The sequence below is a fragment of the Telluria beijingensis genome, from assembly GCF_030770395.1.
Classification (GTDB): domain Bacteria; phylum Pseudomonadota; class Gammaproteobacteria; order Burkholderiales; family Burkholderiaceae_D; genus Telluria; species Telluria beijingensis.
In genome coordinates, this window is the sequence record NZ_CP132480.1 from 1,539,428 (window position 1) to 1,555,054 (window position 15,627).

General features: G+C 64.9%; 13 protein-coding genes. 9 read left to right on the forward strand and 4 right to left on the reverse strand.

All coding sequences use genetic code 11. The annotated features are described in order from the left end of the window. The first annotated feature begins 193 nt into the window (after positions 1-193). The 3 genes from gntR to Q9246_RS06820 all read left to right on the forward strand — a co-directional run bounded on the left by gntR (position 194) and on the right by Q9246_RS06820 (position 3,831). The gene (gene gntR / locus Q9246_RS06810; RefSeq protein ID WP_306396440.1) at positions 194-1,222 is read left to right on the forward strand and encodes an HTH-type transcriptional regulator GntR; all 1,029 of its coding nucleotides are present in this window, start codon (positions 194-196) and stop codon (positions 1,220-1,222) included. 74 nt (positions 1,223-1,296) lie between these two features. Continuing rightward, positions 1,297-1,812: a gluconokinase gene (locus Q9246_RS06815; RefSeq protein ID WP_306396442.1), complete on the forward strand. Its 516-nt coding sequence runs from the start codon at positions 1,297-1,299 to the stop codon at positions 1,810-1,812. 285 nt (positions 1,813-2,097) lie between these two features. After that, positions 2,098-3,831: a glycoside hydrolase family 16 protein gene (locus Q9246_RS06820; RefSeq protein WP_306396444.1), complete on the forward strand. Its 1,734-nt coding sequence runs from the start codon at positions 2,098-2,100 to the stop codon at positions 3,829-3,831. A gap of 20 nt (positions 3,832-3,851) precedes the next feature. On the opposite strand, the gene Q9246_RS06825 is transcribed toward Q9246_RS06820, so the two are convergent. After that, positions 3,852-6,221 (reverse strand): GH36-type glycosyl hydrolase domain-containing protein, encoded by a 2,370-nt coding sequence (locus tag Q9246_RS06825; RefSeq protein WP_306396445.1) that lies wholly within the window; start codon positions 6,219-6,221, stop codon positions 3,852-3,854. Further along, positions 6,218-7,594, reverse strand: a complete 1,377-nt coding sequence (locus Q9246_RS06830) for an MFS transporter (protein WP_306396447.1) — start codon at positions 7,592-7,594, stop codon at positions 6,218-6,220. The genes Q9246_RS06825 and Q9246_RS06830 overlap by 4 nt, the downstream gene beginning before the upstream one ends. 120 nt (positions 7,595-7,714) lie before the next feature. Here Q9246_RS06830 and Q9246_RS06835 point away from each other — a divergent pair, with 120 nt between their 5' ends. Then, on the forward strand, positions 7,715-8,185 hold the full coding sequence (locus tag Q9246_RS06835; RefSeq protein WP_306396449.1) for a hypothetical protein: 471 nt from the start codon (positions 7,715-7,717) through the stop codon (positions 8,183-8,185). Positions 8,186-8,253: 68 nt separating this feature from the next. On the opposite strand, the gene Q9246_RS06840 is transcribed toward Q9246_RS06835, so the two are convergent. Continuing rightward, positions 8,254-9,993, reverse strand: a complete 1,740-nt coding sequence (locus Q9246_RS06840; RefSeq protein ID WP_306396450.1) for a methyl-accepting chemotaxis protein — start codon at positions 9,991-9,993, stop codon at positions 8,254-8,256. Positions 9,994-10,283: 290 nt separating this feature from the next. On the opposite strand from Q9246_RS06840, the gene Q9246_RS06845 reads away from it, so the two are divergent. The 5 genes from Q9246_RS06845 to Q9246_RS06865 all read left to right on the forward strand — a co-directional run bounded on the left by Q9246_RS06845 (position 10,284) and on the right by Q9246_RS06865 (position 14,902). After that, positions 10,284-11,963, forward strand: coding sequence for a CTP synthase (locus Q9246_RS06845; RefSeq protein ID WP_306396452.1), 1,680 nt, complete (start codon positions 10,284-10,286; stop codon positions 11,961-11,963). Continuing rightward, the gene (kdsA, locus tag Q9246_RS06850; protein WP_306396454.1) at positions 11,960-12,814 is read left to right on the forward strand and encodes a 3-deoxy-8-phosphooctulonate synthase; all 855 of its coding nucleotides are present in this window, start codon (positions 11,960-11,962) and stop codon (positions 12,812-12,814) included. Before Q9246_RS06845 ends, kdsA begins: the two co-directional genes overlap by 4 nt. 72 nt (positions 12,815-12,886) lie before the next feature. Then, positions 12,887-14,173 (forward strand): phosphopyruvate hydratase, encoded by a 1,287-nt coding sequence (gene eno, locus Q9246_RS06855; RefSeq protein WP_306396456.1) that lies wholly within the window; start codon positions 12,887-12,889, stop codon positions 14,171-14,173. Between the two features lie 81 nt (positions 14,174-14,254). Next, positions 14,255-14,608, forward strand: coding sequence for a cell division protein FtsB (gene ftsB, locus Q9246_RS06860; protein WP_306396458.1), 354 nt, complete (start codon positions 14,255-14,257; stop codon positions 14,606-14,608). Between the two features lie 9 nt (positions 14,609-14,617). Beyond that, a complete protein-coding gene (locus Q9246_RS06865) occupies positions 14,618-14,902 on the forward strand; it encodes a helix-turn-helix domain-containing protein (protein ID WP_306396459.1) in 285 nt (94 codons plus the stop codon). 203 nt (positions 14,903-15,105) lie between these two features. Here the strand turns inward: Q9246_RS06865 and Q9246_RS06870 are convergent, their stop codons facing one another. Then, the gene (locus Q9246_RS06870; protein WP_109346822.1) at positions 15,106-15,621 is read right to left on the reverse strand and encodes a Dps family protein; all 516 of its coding nucleotides are present in this window, start codon (positions 15,619-15,621) and stop codon (positions 15,106-15,108) included. Between the last annotated feature and the right edge of the window lie 6 nt (positions 15,622-15,627).

The following is a 15,627-nucleotide window of genomic DNA, read 5'->3' on the forward strand; positions in this document are numbered from 1 at the left end:
CAGAAAAGTATAGCCATAGCCGATGAGGCCGTCTGCGGTTGAAAGCGCAAATTCAGTAAAAAACAACGAAAAATCAGCAAAATCACTAACTGACTTTCGGGCCGGTTTCTCTGCTGGCAAGGGTGACCACAAACAGGCTGTTCATTGTTGATAGAATGGAACCAGGGATGAAGAACGCCACGACAGGATGACCATGGATAAAACGGGCCGCAGCAGGGGCAGGGGAACGGGGCGCGCGACGCTCGAGCAGGTGGCGGGCATGGCCGGGGTGTCGATCATGACCGCCTCGCGCGCGCTGAGCCAGCCGCAGATGGTCTCCGAAGCCACCCGGGTCAAGGTGGAGCGCGCGGTGGCGGAGCTGGGCTATGTGCCCAACCGCGCGGCGCGCGCGCTGGCCTCGTCGCAGTCGCACGTGATCGTGGTGCTGGTGCCGTCCCTGTCCAACGCCGTGTTCACCGCCGTCCTCGAAGGCATCCACGACGCCGTCGCGCCGGGCCAGTACCAGCTCCTGATCGGCAACACCTATTATTCGCAGGCCGAAGAAGAAAAGCTGCTGCGCACCTACCTGCAATCGAGCCCGGACGGCATCCTGTTCTCGAGCCAGGCGCACAGCCCGGCCGTGGCGAAGATGCTGGAGGCGTCGCAGGTGCCGGCGGTATCGATGATGGACCTGTCCGACGCCCCCGGCGACCTGTCGGTCGGCTTCTCGCAATTCGAGGCCGGCATGGAGATGACGCGCCACCTGCTCAGGAAGGGCTACCGCCGCATCGGCTTCATGGGCGCCCAGCTCGACGAGCGCACCTTGCGCCGCGCCGACGGCTACCGCGCCGCGATGGTCGAGGCGGGCCTGGCCGACCCAAGGCTCGAGATGATGGTGCCCGACCGTTCCACGATCGCGCTCGGCGCCGAATTGATGGGGCAGATGATGACGAACATGCCCGACTGCGACGCCGTCTTCTGTTGCAACGACGACCTGGCCCACGGCGCCGTCTTTCACTGCCAGCGCCACGGCATCCGCATCCCGCAGGACATCGCCGTCAGCGGCTTCAACGACCTTCCGGCATCGGCATGGATGATGCCGTCCCTGACCACCATCGACACGCCGCGCTACCAGATCGGCTTCGAGGCCGCCGGCCTGCTGCTGCAGGTGATCAAGGGCCAGCAACCCGAACGCAAGCGCATCGACCTCGGCTTCACCTTGCGCGAGCGCGAGAGCGCCTGATGCCTGACGGCCTTTACATCGCTCCTCCATCGGGGCTACAATCGGCACTTCGATGTTAGCGTTAACATGAGGAAATGACGACACAAGCGCACGAGGACAAGGGGACCGCCTGGGTGGTGATGGGCGTGAGCGGCTGCGGCAAGAGCAAGATCGGCTCGATGCTGGCGGACGCCCTCGGCATCCCCTTCATCGAAGGCGATGCCTTCCACTCCGAGACCAATGTCGCCAAGATGTCGGCCGGCACCGCGCTGACCGACGACGACCGCCGCGACTGGCTGCTGTCCTTGCGCGACAAGCTGGCCGCGCGCGAGGGCGGGGCGGTGCTGTCGTGCTCCTCGCTCAAGCGCGCCTACCGCGACCTGCTGCGCGGCGCCGGCGGCGACGTGCGCTTCGTGCACCTGGCCGGAGAGCGCAGCCTGCTGGAACAGCGCGTCAGCAACCGCCCCGGCCACTACATGCCGCCGTCGCTGCTCGACAGCCAGCTGTGCACGCTCGAACCCCTGCAGCCGGACGAAGCCGGCATCACGCTCGATATTCGCGACACGCCCGAACGACTGGTCGCGCAAATCCTCGCCACCATCCCCGCCTGATCCGCACCGCCGGCCCCGCCGTATGCCGGCGGGGTAATCGCGCGCACGCCATCCACACTGTATGGACACGCTCCACAAATCGGACTATATTTTACGTTCCTGATTGGAAAGGTTTCCAACTCCGCATTCCGCCCGAATCTGCACGACATCATTCGAGACCAACGCACAGTTGGCGAGGCGCGGCACGGCCATCCGGCATGGGCTGCATTTTCTTGTAGTGAGAACCGAGGAGTCGACGTGAATCAACAGATCCAACATCATCGCTCGATATGGAAACCTTTCCAAATGCTCATGGCAGGTGCGCTGCTGGCGTGCGGCGCGCAGGCCACGGCCAGCGTCACCAATCCGGTCATCGGCCAGTTGCTATGGTCCGACGAGTTCAACGGCAGCAGCGTGAACACCGGCGTGTGGAACCTGCAGGACGGGAATGGCTGCCAGATCGGCCTGTGCGGCTATGGCAACGCCGAGCTGCAATACTACAGCCCCAATAACGCCAGCATCGTCAACGTGCCCTTCGAATCGGGCACGCGCGCGCTGGCGATCCAGGCGCGCAGCCAGACGATCGGTAGCAATGTGTTCACCTCGGCCCGCCTCGACACGAAGAACAAGGTGCAGGTGCAGTACGGGATGATCGAGGTGCGCATGGCCGCACCGAACCTCGGCACCGGCTTGTGGCCGGCCGCGTGGATGCTGGGCGTGAGCCCGCAGACCTGGCCGCGCAACGGCGAGATCGACATCATGGAGGCGGGGCACCGGGCGTCCGAACGGGCGCATGGCGGCGCGCCGTCGTCGAACCACTTCGTCGGCTCGAACGTCATTACCTGGCAGCAGGCGGCCTGCGTGCCGGGCAACGAGAGCTGCGCCGCGTCGACCGCATGGCAGACCAAGAACTGGTACGTGCCCCAGAATTCGCTGGCGAACCGTTTCGTCATCTACCGCTTCTACTGGGACGAGAGCCAGATGCGCTTCACGACGGTCGACAACGGCGTCGAGCACAATATGTACAACGCGCCGCTGCCGGTCAATTCGACTGCGCTGCAGGCGCCGTTCTACCTGCTGCTGAACATGGCCGTGGGCGGCAACTTCACGGACGCCGCCAATCCGGGGCAGGTGACGGCGCCGCTGCCGGGCACCATGTACGTCGATTACGTCCGCGTGTACCAGCTCGACGGCAAGGGCCAAGTCAAGCTGGGCGACCAGACCGTGCCCGAAGTGGCCGGCAAGTTCGGCGTGTTCACCGACACCACGGCGGTCAACGACAAGCTGGTGGCGGGCACCAGTTCCGACATCTTCCTGTGGAATGCCGGGTCCACCGGCGCCGGCACTACCGCGCCGTTCGAAGGCAATAACGTCATTGCCTGGAGCTACAACACGCCGGGCCAGTGGTTCGGCGGCGGCATCCAGGCGCGCCAGGCGCGCAACCTGAGTAACTACCGCGCCAACGGCACCGTGAAATTCCGCATCCGGATCCCGGCCAATGTCGGCTTCAGGATCGGCATCGGCGACACCTATACGAACCAGAACTGGGTCAACTTCCCGGCCAACGCCACGACCCATGGCCTGGTGCGTAACGGCCAGTGGGCCCAGGCGTCGATCCCGGTCTCGACCCTGCTCGGACCATTGGTCGCGGCCCAGTCGATCCACGACATCTTCATGATCTCGAGCATCGACGGCGCTCTGCCATCATCGACTTTCCAGTTCGCGATCGACGACATCGTGTGGGAGTCGGGCGGTGGCGGCACCACGCCGCCACCCGAGCCGAGCGGACCGACCTCGGTCAGCCAGACCTCGTCGACGATGCTGCAGTTCCGCACCACCACCGGCGGCTGGGCCGACGTGCACTACACCGTCAACAACGGGCCGCAGCAGAACGTGCGCATGCAGCTCGCCGGCGGGACCAACACGTACACGGCGGGCGGGCTGAAGATCGGCGACGTGGTGCGCTACTGGTTCACTTACTGGGATACGCAGCGCAGTTTTGCGGTCGATACCCAGCAGCAGGCGCACACGATGCAATAGCGTTGCCCCGCATGTAACGGTCAAGGAACGGTGACGGCCAGCCGATAGCTGCGGCCTGCCTCGATGTTGTCGATGCGGGCCGCGGGCAGCGCCACGCCATCGCATTCGACCGTGACCCGATCGACCGCGCCACGCTTGATCTCGACTTCGAACACCGCGCCGCGGAAGCGCCGCGTCACCGACATGCCGTCCCAGCTCGATGGCAGTTGCGGCGCCACCGTCAGGCCTTTCGCATCGCCCTTCAGGCCGCACAGGCCTTCGACCAGGCAGCGGTAGACCCAGGCCACGGTGCCGGTGTTGAACAGCTGGCTCGAACGCCCAGCGGTGCGTGGATATTCCTTCCAGGCGCCGCGGTAGTAATTGGGGATGAATACCGGCAGCTGGCCGCGCTGCAGGTAGTCGTCCAGGCCCGGGCCGGGGATCATCTTGCGCAGCGCGTCGAAGGCGCGGTCGGCCTCGCCGATCGTGTACAGGCTGTAGATGTAGAACACCGAGGCGTGGTTGTACACCGCGCCGTTCTCAGCCGAGCCGGGATGCTTTTGCGTGACGCGGCCGACGTCTTCGCGCATGGCGCTGTAGGGCGGGGCGAACATCTGCACGCCGAACGGCGTGCGCAACTGTTCGTCGATCGCCCGCAGCATCAGGGCGCGTTGCGCCTCGCTGGCGGCGCCCGACAGGAAGGCCCAGCTTTGCGGGTTCAGGTAGATGCGGCCTTCGGTGTCGCTGGCGACGCCGAACTTGACGTCGTCGTCCGTGATGCCGCGCGCGAACCAGGCGCCATCCCACAGGTGGGCCTCGGCTGCGCCGTTCATCGCTTCGGCGCCGGCGCGATAGTGGGTCAGCGACTGGGCGTCGCCGCGCGCTGCGCATACCTCGGCCCACAGCTTGAGCGCATAGGCTGCCGCCACCGTCAGCCAGCCCGAGACGCCGCGGCCTTTATAGCCGACCATATTCATCGGATCGCACCAGTCGCCCTGCTCGATGTACGACAGGCCGCGCGGGTCGCGCCGCTGCAGGAGCCAGTCCATCGCCAGCGAGATGCGTTCGAACACGCTTTTCACCTGGCCGTCGTGGCTCGCGACCGGGACGTCGAGGATGGCGTCGTCGCCGGTCTCGTCGAGATAGGCGCGCAGGCAGACCGGCAGCCAGACGCAGTGGTCGGTGTGCGGGATCTGGTTGATGTACTTCAGTTCCGCGCCTTCGAACAGCAGGATCCCGTCCGGCATCGCGCCATTGGCCTCCTGCTGGCTCAGCGCATGCAGGAAGGCGGCGCGCGCCACGGCCGGCTTGATGAAGGCCATGCCCATATTGTCCTGCAGGTAGTTGCGGGTCTGCGGGTCGGTGCTCAGGCGGTTGACGTCGCCGTGGTAATACACCTGGCGCGCCAGCCAGGTGTTGACGAAGTTGTCGAGTTCGCGGTCCGGCGTCCTGACCTGGATGACGCCTTCGCCTTGCGCGATATAGGCCGCGTAGTCGCGCGCGGCGGCGGCGAAGCCTTCTTCGCTCAGGTAGCGCGCGCGCAGCGCTTCGATCTCGGCATCGTCGAAGGCGGGGCCGAACAGGAAGCGGCGCGTCGTCGCTTCGCTCGGCGCCAGCGCCAGCCGGTACTGGACCACGGCGGCCGGCGTCTCGTAGCGCGCGTCGCCGCATCCCAGGCGTTCGTTCGCCAACGCCGACGGCGCGTGCAGGCCGCCTTCGCCTTCGAAGGCGATCTGCCCCGTCTCCCAGGCGTCCGGCGCCTGCTCGCACAGCAGCACGGTGCGGTCCTTGAACAGGCGGTTCTTGAAATAGTCTTCGAGTTTCTGGTAGGGCGTGACGCTCGACGCCACGATGCCACCCAGGTCGTGCCGGTACTCGCTTGATTGGTTCATCCACGACATGTAGCCGATCGTGAAATACGGGTAGACGCTGATGCGGCGCGGGCGTTCCGACAGGTTCGTCACCTGCATCGACCACAGCTCGGCGACGTCGTCGACCGGCAGCGACAGCACCAGTTCGATGCGGATGCCGAATTTTTCGACGGTCCAGCGCAGGTCGTGGCGGCCGACCGAGAATTCGAACAGGTCGACCCCGCCGCGCACCGGCTCGTAGGGCGCCGAGAACAGTTCGCCCGTGTCTTCGTCCTTCACGTAGAAGAAGCGGCCCGGATGGTGGGCGTAGTAGTGCTGCTCCGGCTGCATGAAGGACTTGGCCTGCATGTTCGGCGCATGCGAATACTTGCTCGGCTCCGGCTGCATGAACTGGGCGGTGGCGTAGCCGCGGCAGGTCGACTGGATCATCATCCTGCGGTTCCACAGGAAGCCGCCGGCCTGCGGCATCGCGGTGGGGCTGGTCAGCACATAGCGGTCGTCTTGCGGGTACAGCATGGATGGAATCTCCAGTGAGTTCATGGCGCCGCCTTGCGCGCCGCCAGCTCGAGCTGCACGCGCGCCAGCAGTTTGCCGTCGAGGTTATAGAAGCACATCACCAGCACCGCCAGCAGGGCGAAGGCGGCCGGCACGAAGGACATCAGCCACACGATGCCGGCCTGCGAGCCGGTGGTCTGGGCCGCATTGGGCACGTAGCCGAGCGCCGTGAAGACGGCGCCGATCACGCTCACCGCGACCGCGGTGCCGAGCTTTTGCGAGAAGGTGGCGGCGGCGAAGGTCATGGCGGTGGCGCGGCGGCCGGTGGTCCATTCGTTGTAGTCGGCGGTGTCGGCATACATCGAGAACGCCAGCGGCGACTTGGGGCCGAGCACGAAACCGGTGGCGGCCTGCAGCACGAACATCAGGTCGATGCGGTCGGCCGGGACCAGGAAGAAGGCGCTTGACAACACGGCGGTCGCGCTCATCAGGATAATCATGAGCAGCTTCTTGTCGACGAAGCGCGTCATGAGCGGCGTGCAGGCGGCGCCGATGGCGGCGAAGACCATATAGGTCGGCACGAAGCTCGCCATCAGCTCGGGGCGTTCGACCACGTACTTGAAGTAATAGGCCGAGGTGGTGGTGCGCAGGGTGATGGTCACCATGATCACCAGGGCCAGCACGAACAGCACCACCCACGGACGGTTGGCGGCCAGGTCGCGGATGTCGCGCCACACGTCGCTCTTCTGGCCGGGCGGCGGCGCGATGCGCTCGCGCGTGCCCACGAAGGTAACCAGGAACATCAGCGCGGCCGCGACGCTCCAGGCCACCATGGTCAGTTGCCAGCCGCGGGCGTCGTCGCCGGCGCCGAACCAGTTCACCATGGCCGGGGTGGCGGCCGTCACCAGGGTACTGCCGCCGAAGGCGAAGATGAAGCGCAGGCCGTTGATGGTCGAGCGTTCCTGCGGGTCGGCCGACATCACGCCGGACAGCGCGTTATACGGGATGTTGACGCAGGTGTAGAACACCATCATCGCGAGGTAGCTGGCGTAGGCCCAGATGAGCTTGCCGTCGGCGTCGAGGTCGGGTGTGGTGTAGGTGAGCACGGCGGCGGCGCCGAGCGGGATCGACATCCACACCAGGTAGGGGCGGAACTTGCCGAAGCGGGTGCTGGTGCGGTCGGCGGCGGCGCCGATCAGCGGGTCGGTGAAGGCGTTGATCAGCTTGATCGAGGCGAGCAGGGTGGCGGCCTGGGCCGCCGAGATGCCGAAGGTGTCGGTGTAGAAGATCAGCAGGAAGGTCGCGATATTGGCCCAATAAAAATTGAAGCCCATGTCGGCCACGCCATAGCTGAGCTTTTCGCGCCAGCCAAGGGGGGCGTTCGCTGCCGCAGGTGTCTCGGGCCCGCGTTTGAACATGCTTGTCTCCAGATCTGTTTGGTATTATGTGAGCGCTAACATATGCTGTAAGTATGCCGTCGAGTAGACTGTATGTCAAATACCGAATCGATACACCGAGGTGATCAATTGCTACGTTCCATGAATAAGCCATTTGCCGCCACCGCGTTGTCCACCTTGGGACTGGCCCTCGCGGCGATCGTGGTTTCCGGCTGCAGCGCCGACACGCGCGTGAGCAAGACAATCGGCAAGCTGATCGATGAGGGCGGGGCGAACTCGATCCGCCTGGCCGACGCCACGTCGTTCGACTGGGACCAGGTTTACCTGTTCGGCCCTTACGCAGCGCGACGGGACATCTGCGCGACGCTGCGCATCGGGGAACGGGAATGTGAGCGCCAGGTGCCTTTCGAGTCGCAGGACGATGACGAGATGTCGATTGCGTTCCTGGCCAAGGGCCGCCTGGTGCATTACGTGCGGCATTCGCGCGCGAACGGCGACTTCACGCCGGTGCCTGCGCAACAGCCGATCTCCCGCGACCGCGCGGTATTTCGCAAGCCGCGCGGCGGGGAAGCGGAGGCGGGCCTCGCGCGGGGCAAACTCGTCCTCGAGTAAGCCGCGACAATGAAAAAGCCGCCGTGGCCCGACAGGCAACGGCGGCTTCGTTCAGGCCAGGCGACCGGTTAGAACTCTTCCCACTCCGCGTCGTTCACCTTGGCTGGCTTGGCGGCCGGCTTTGCAGCCGCTTTCGCCGCTGGCTTCGAGGCCGGCTTCGAGGCCGGCTTGGCCGCCGCCTTCGGCGCCGGCTTGGCCAGCGCCGGACGTGCCGGCGGACGCTTCACCTCGACCACCGGCGCCGCCGGGGTCACATGCCGCGCATCGAGCTTGAACACGTCGACCACTTGCGCCAGGCGCTGGGCCTGGTCCTGCAGGGCCGCGGTAGCGGCGGTCGCTTCTTCTACCAGCGCCGCATTCTGCTGGGTCGCATTGTCCATCTGTCCCATGGCCTGGTTGACCTGGTCGATGCCGGTGATCTGCTCCTGGCTGGCCGACGAGATTTCGCCCATGATGTCGGTCACGCGCTGGATCGAATCGACCACTTCGCGCATCGTCGCGCCGGTGTGGTCGACCAGTTTGGTGCCGGTATCGACCTTCTCGACCGAGTCGCCGATCAGCTGCTTGATTTCCTTGGCGGCGGCGGCCGAGCGCTGCGCCAGGGTACGCACTTCCGACGCGACCACCGCGAAGCCGCGGCCTTGCTCGCCGGCGCGCGCCGCTTCCACCGCCGCGTTGAGCGCCAGGATATTGGTCTGGAAGGCGATGCCGTCGATGACCGCGATGATGTCGACGATCTTGCGCGACGACTCGTTGATCGAGCCCATGGTGGCGACCACCTGGTCGACCGCCTGGCCGGCCTGCGACGCCACGCTCGAGGCGGCGATCGCCAGCTGGTTGGCCTGGCGCGCATTGTCCGCGTTCTGGCGCACGGTGCCGGTCAGTTCTTCCATCGAGGCGGCGGTTTCTTCCAGCGCCGCGGCCTGTTGTTCGGTGCGGCTCGACAGGTCGAAACTGCCGGCCGCGATCTCGCTCGAGGCGCCGCTGATGGTCTGGGTGCCGCTGCGCACTTCGTCGACGATCTTCGACAGCGAGGTATTCATATTGCCCAGCGCGCGCAGCAGGGCGCCGGTTTCGTCGGTAGCCTTGCTGTCGATCGCCACCGTCAGGTCGCCGCTCGCCACCTGCTCGGCGGCGTGCACCGCCTGGCGCAGCGGGCGCGTGATCGAGCGGGTCAGCAGCCAGGCGAACACGCCGCCCAGCAGCAGGGCGCCGGCGGCCAGCGTGCCGATCACCCAGTTGCCGCGGGCGGCGGTGCTGGCGATCAGGTCGGCGCTGGTGGCGATGCGCTTGTGCTGCAGGTTCACCAGTTCCTTCACCTTGTCCTGGTAGGCCTTGGCCGCAGGGTTGAACTGCTGGTTCAGGATCTGTTCGGCCAGTTCGACGTCGCCCTCCGACTTGGCCTTGACCGCGCCGTCGCGCGCCTTGCTGTAGGCGGTGCGGTGCTCCATCACCGATTTGAACAGGGCGGTTTCGTCGTCGCCGCTGATCAGCGGTTCGATCTGCTTGACCAGGTCGGCCGACAGCTTGCCGGTGGCGGCCGAATCTTCCTTGAAGAATTCGGTCAGCGACGGGTCACTGCTCTTGACGATGGCGGCGGTGCGGCGCACGGCGGCAAAGATCTGGGTGTACCACTCGGCGATCATGCGCTCCTTCGCCAGCGGTTCCGCGAGGATCGACGACGTCTCGTGGGCGACCTGGTTCAGGCGCCAGACGCCAACGGTAGCGATAATGACGGTCATCAGGAGCGTCAGGGCGAAGCCGGCGGCCAGGCGCGTACCGATATTGAGTTTGATGAAATTACCCATGTTTTATGTAATCTAAGTAGGGGTGACCGCGTGGTTGGCGGCGTCTCGGAGGCATCTCTTGTACTGATGACACCAGAATTGTCTTTACATACATTGCCGGTAAAATAATGTGCGAACGCGGCGGTTACAATTATTGCCGAAGCGAAACCAAAATGCACTGAGAATAGTAGTTTTGTGAACGGGCAGCGACAGGCTCATCTGGAGTGTTGGCAGCCTGATATGAAGAAGTATTTGCAGGTTTAAGGTATAATTTCTATTTCCCGCGCGTGCCGTTCGGCACCATCAGCACAATGACCAAATTCGTATTCGTCACTGGCGGCGTCGTGTCTTCCCTGGGCAAGGGGATCGCGGCCGCCTCCCTTGCCGCGATCCTCGAGAGCCGTGGCCTCAAAGTCACGATGCTCAAGCTCGATCCGTACATCAACGTCGATCCGGGCACCATGAGTCCTACCCAGCACGGCGAAGTGTTCGTCACCGATGACGGCGCCGAGACCGACCTGGACCTCGGCCACTACGAGCGCTTCATCAGCACCCGTATGAAGAAGGTGAACAACTTCACCACGGGCCAGATCTATGAATCGGTGATCCGCAAGGAACGCCGCGGCGAATACCTGGGCAAGACCGTGCAGGTGATCCCGCACATCACCAACGAGATCCAGGACTACATCCGCCGCGGCGCCGAAGGCGTCGACGTCGCGCTGGTCGAGATCGGCGGCACCGTGGGCGACATCGAGTCGCTGCCGTTCCTGGAAGCCGCGCGCCAGCTGTCGCTGCGCTCGGGCCGCAAGGGCGCCGCCTTCGTGCACCTGACCCTGGTTCCGTATATCGCGTCGGCTGGCGAACTCAAGACGAAGCCGACCCAGCACAGCGTGCAGAAGCTGCGCGAGATCGGCATCTCGCCGAACGCGCTGCTGTGCCGCGCCGACCGCCGTATCCCGGACGACGAGCGCGCCAAGATCTCGCTGTTCGCCAACGTCGAAGAGCAGGCCGTGATCTCGGTGTGGGACGTCGACACCATCTATAAAGTGCCGCAGGTGCTGTGCGACCAGGGCCTGGACGACATCATCCTCGACGCCCTGGGCCTCGAGGCGCCGAAGGCCGACCTGTCGATGTGGACCAAATTGATCCACACGCTCGAGAATCCAAAGCACGAGATCACGATCGGCATGGTCGGCAAGTACGTCGACCTGATCGAGTCGTACAAATCGCTGACCGAGGCGCTGCGCCACGCCGGCATCCACACCGAGAGCCGGGTCAATATCGAGTACCTCGATTCGGAAGAGATCGAATCGAAGGGCTGCGACCACCTGGCCAAGTACGACGCCATCCTGGTGCCGGGCGGCTTCGGCAAGCGCGGCGTGGAAGGCAAGATCATGGCCGCCCGCTACGCCCGCGAGAACAAGATCCCTTACCTGGGCATCTGCCTGGGCATGCAGGTCGCGCTGATCGAGTACGCCCGCAATATGGCCGGCCTGCCGAACGCGAATTCGACCGAGTTCGATCCGGAAACCGACCAGCCGGTCGTGGCGCTGATCACCGAGTGGCAGAACCATGACGGCAAGGTCGAGAAGCGCGACGTGAGCTCGGACCTGGGCGGCACCATGCGCCTGGGCGCCCAGACCTGTGCGGTGAATCCGGGCACGCTGGCGGCCGAGATCTACGGCAACGTCGTGACCGAACGCCACCGCCATCGCTACGAAGGCAACAACTACTACCTGCCGAAGGTCGAAGCGGCCGGCCTGACCGTGTCGGCGCGCACCCCGAACGAAGACCTGTGCGAGATCATGGAACTCCCGCGCGACGTGCACCCGTGGTATATGGGCGTGCAGTTCCACCCCGAGTTCAAGTCGACCCCGCGCAACGGCCACCCGTTGTTCACGTCGTTCATCCGGGCGGCGCTGGCGCACCAGGCTTCGAACACGAACACCGCGGCCAATGCGGCCCCCGTACTGCAAGGAGACGCAGCATGAAACTCGCCGGATTCGACGTCGGCCTCGAGCACCCGATTTTTTTGATCGCCGGCACCTGCGTGATCGAATCGCGCCAGATGGCGATGGACACCGCCGGCACGCTCAAGGAAATCACGGGCGCGCTGGGCATCCCGTTCATCTATAAATCGTCGTTCGACAAGGCCAACCGCTCGTCGGGCAAGTCGTTCCGCGGCCCGGGCCGCGACAAGGGCCTGGAAATCCTGGCCGCCGTGCGCAAGGAAATCGGCGTGCCGGTCCTGACCGACGTGCACGACGAAGAGATGATCCCCGAAGTCGCCAGCGTCGTCGACGTGCTGCAGACCCCGGCCTTCCTGTGCCGCCAGACCGACTTCATCAACGCCTGCGCGCGTTCGGGCAAGCCGGTCAACATCAAGAAGGGCCAGTTCCTGGCCCCCGGCGACATGAAGAACGTGATCGACAAGGCGCGCGCCGCCGCGCGCGAGGCGGGCCTCGAAGAAGACAACTTCATGGCCTGCGAACGCGGCGCCTCGTTCGGCTACAACAACCTGGTGTCCGATATGCGCGGCCTGGCGATCATGCGCGAATCGAACTGCCCGGTGGTGTTCGACGCGACCCACTCGGTGCAGCTGCCGGGCGGCCAGGGCACTTCGTCCGGCGGCCAGCGCGAGCACGTGCCGGTCCTGTCGCGCGCCGCCGTGGCGGCGGGCATCGCCGGCCTGTTCATGGAAACCCACCCTGACCCGGCCAATGCGCTGTCGGACGGCCCAAATGCCGTGCCGCTCGGCCGCATGAAGGAACTCTTGACCACCCTCGTCGAGATCGACCGCATCGTCAAGAAGACCGGCTTCCTGGAAGCCAGCTTCAAGTAACAGCATCCTCTGGGGGCGCCCTGCGGCTGGGCGTCCCATCACGAATTTCTACCCTTCTGGAGACTGAGAAACATGAGTGCTATCGTTGATATTATCGGCCGCGAAGTCATTGATTCGCGCGGTAACCCGACCGTCGAGTGCGACGTGCTGCTGGAATCGGGCGTGATGGGCCGCGCCGCGGTGCCGTCGGGCGCCTCGACCGGTTCGCGCGAAGCGATCGAACTGCGCGACGGCGATCCGAAGCGCTACTTCGGCAAGGGCGTGCTGCAGGCCTGCGAGAATATCAACACCGAGATCTCCGAAGCGATCATGGGCCTGGACGCCAATGAGCAAGCCTTCCTGGACCGCACCCTGATCGATCTCGACGGCACCGAAAACAAGAGCCGCCTGGGCGCCAACGCCATGCTGGCGGTGTCGATGGCAGTGGCGAAAGCCGCGGCCGAGGAAGCCGGCCTGCCGCTGTACCGCTACTTCGGCGGTTCGGGCGCGATGCAGATGCCGGTGCCGATGATGAACGTCATCAACGGCGGCGCGCACGCCGACAACAACCTGGACATCCAGGAATTCATGATCATCCCGGTCGGCGCACCGTCGTTCAAGGAAGCGATCCGCTACGGCGCCGAGGTGTTCCACACCCTGAAAAAGATCCTGCACTCGAAGGGCCTGAACACGGCCGTCGGCGACGAAGGCGGCTTCGCTCCGTCGGTCGCGAACCATGAAGAAGCGATCAAGCTGATCATGCAGGCAATCGAGCAGGCCGGTTACGTGGCCGGCCAGGATATCGCCCTGGGCCTGGACTGCGCGGCCAGCGAATTCTACAAGGACGGCAAGTATGTGCTCGAAGGCGAGGGCGGCCTGTCGCTGTCGGCAGCCGATTTCACCAATATGCTGGCCACCTGGTGCGACAAGTACCCGATCATCTCGATTGAGGACGCGATGCACGAAGGCGACTGGGAAGGCTGGGCGCACCTGACGTCGGTGCTGGGCAAGAAGGTGCAGCTGGTGGGCGACGACCTGTTCGTCACCAACACCAAGATCCTGAAAGAGGGCATCCAGAAGGACATCGCCAACTCGATCCTCATCAAGATCAACCAGATCGGCACCCTGACCGAGACCTTCGCCGCCATCGAGATGGCCAAGCGCGCCGGCTACACCGCCGTGATCTCGCACCGCTCGGGCGAAACCGAAGACTCGACCATCGCCGACATCGCAGTGGGCACCAACGCCCTGCAGATCAAGACCGGTTCGCTGTCGCGTTCGGACCGCATGGCCAAGTACAACCAGCTGCTGCGCATCGAGGAAGACCTGGGCGACATCGCCAGCTATCCTGGCCGCGACGCGTTCTACAACCTGAAGTAATCTTCAAGGCCGGTGGATCGGCGATGGTGGGCTGTGCCGCCCATCGTCGGTCCACCGGTCGTTTTTATTCTTGGTTCCGTCATGCGCCTGATCACGATCGCCCTTGCCGCCTTGCTCGTGCTGATCCAGTACCCACTCTGGCTCGGCAAGGGTGGCTGGCTGTCCGTGGCCGACATGCAGGGCCAGGTCGAGGCCGTGCGCCTCAAGACCGAGCAGCTCACCGCGCGCAACGCCAAGCTCACTTCCGAGGTCGTGGACCTCAGGGACGGCACCGGCGCGGTCGAGGAGCGCGCGCGCTACGACCTGGGCATGATCAAGCAGAATGAAATCTTCGTGCAGGTGCTGCGCAAGGACGAGCAGCCGGTCGAGTCGATGACCGTGCCGCCGCCTCCACCGCCGCCGAAGAACGGCGCCGCGCCTGCGCCGACGCACTAGTCGAATCTTATGAGTGAACAGAATTCCCCGATCGATCCCGCCAGCCTCGATTCGCTCGATGCGATTGCGGACTGCCTGGCCGATGCCTTCGAAGATGGCGATGGCGCCGTGGTCGGTGCTGCCTTGAAAGCGGTGGCGCAGGCGCCGGGACTGGGTGCGCTGGCCGCCGCGGTCGGCGTGCCGCGCGAGCAGCTTGGCGCCGCCCTGGCGTCAGGCGAGTTCGACCTCGATCTCACGCTCGAGATCATGAAGGTGGTCGATTTGCATATGAGTGGTGGGCGTAGCGGCGATTGAGCCGCGGCAGGAGCATCACCACCGCCCTGAAACAACGTCGTTCCCGCGAAGGCGGGAACCCAAGTTTCTTGGCGCACCGCTCACATCAAACGTAGTGGCAGTGCGTGCAAACTGGGGTTCCCGCCTGCGCGGGAACGACGTGCTGGCGTTAGCGATGCTAACGCACGACTCATGCGGCCCATGCAGGCCGCACAATCACATCATCAGTTCTTCGAATCCGACGACGCCTCACCCTGGGTATGCCCCGCGCCTTGCTCCAGGAACGCGCGCAGCATCCACGCATTCTTCTCATGGATTTCCATGCGCGTCGCCAGCATGCCGGCGGTCGGCTGGTCGTCGGCGGCGTCGGCGATGCGGAAGGCCGCACGCGCGGTGCGGGCCACCGCTTCCTGGCCGGCGACCAGCTGGCGGATCATCTCTTGCGCGCCCGGCACGTTGGCTTCTTCCTTGATGGTCGACAGTTCGGCGTAGCGCTGGTAGGTGCCCGGTGCGAAGTGGCCCAGGGCGCGGATGCGCTCGGCGATGTCGTCCAGCGCGTTCCACAGCTCGGTGTACTGCTCCTGGAACATCACGTGCAGGGTCTGGAACATCGGACCGGTCACGTTCCAGTGGAAATTGTGGGTCTTCAGGTACAGCATATAGCTGTCGGCCAGCACGTGCGAGAGCGAGTCGACGATTTTTGCGCGGTCTTCGGTGCTGATGCCAATATCGATATTCATGTGCTT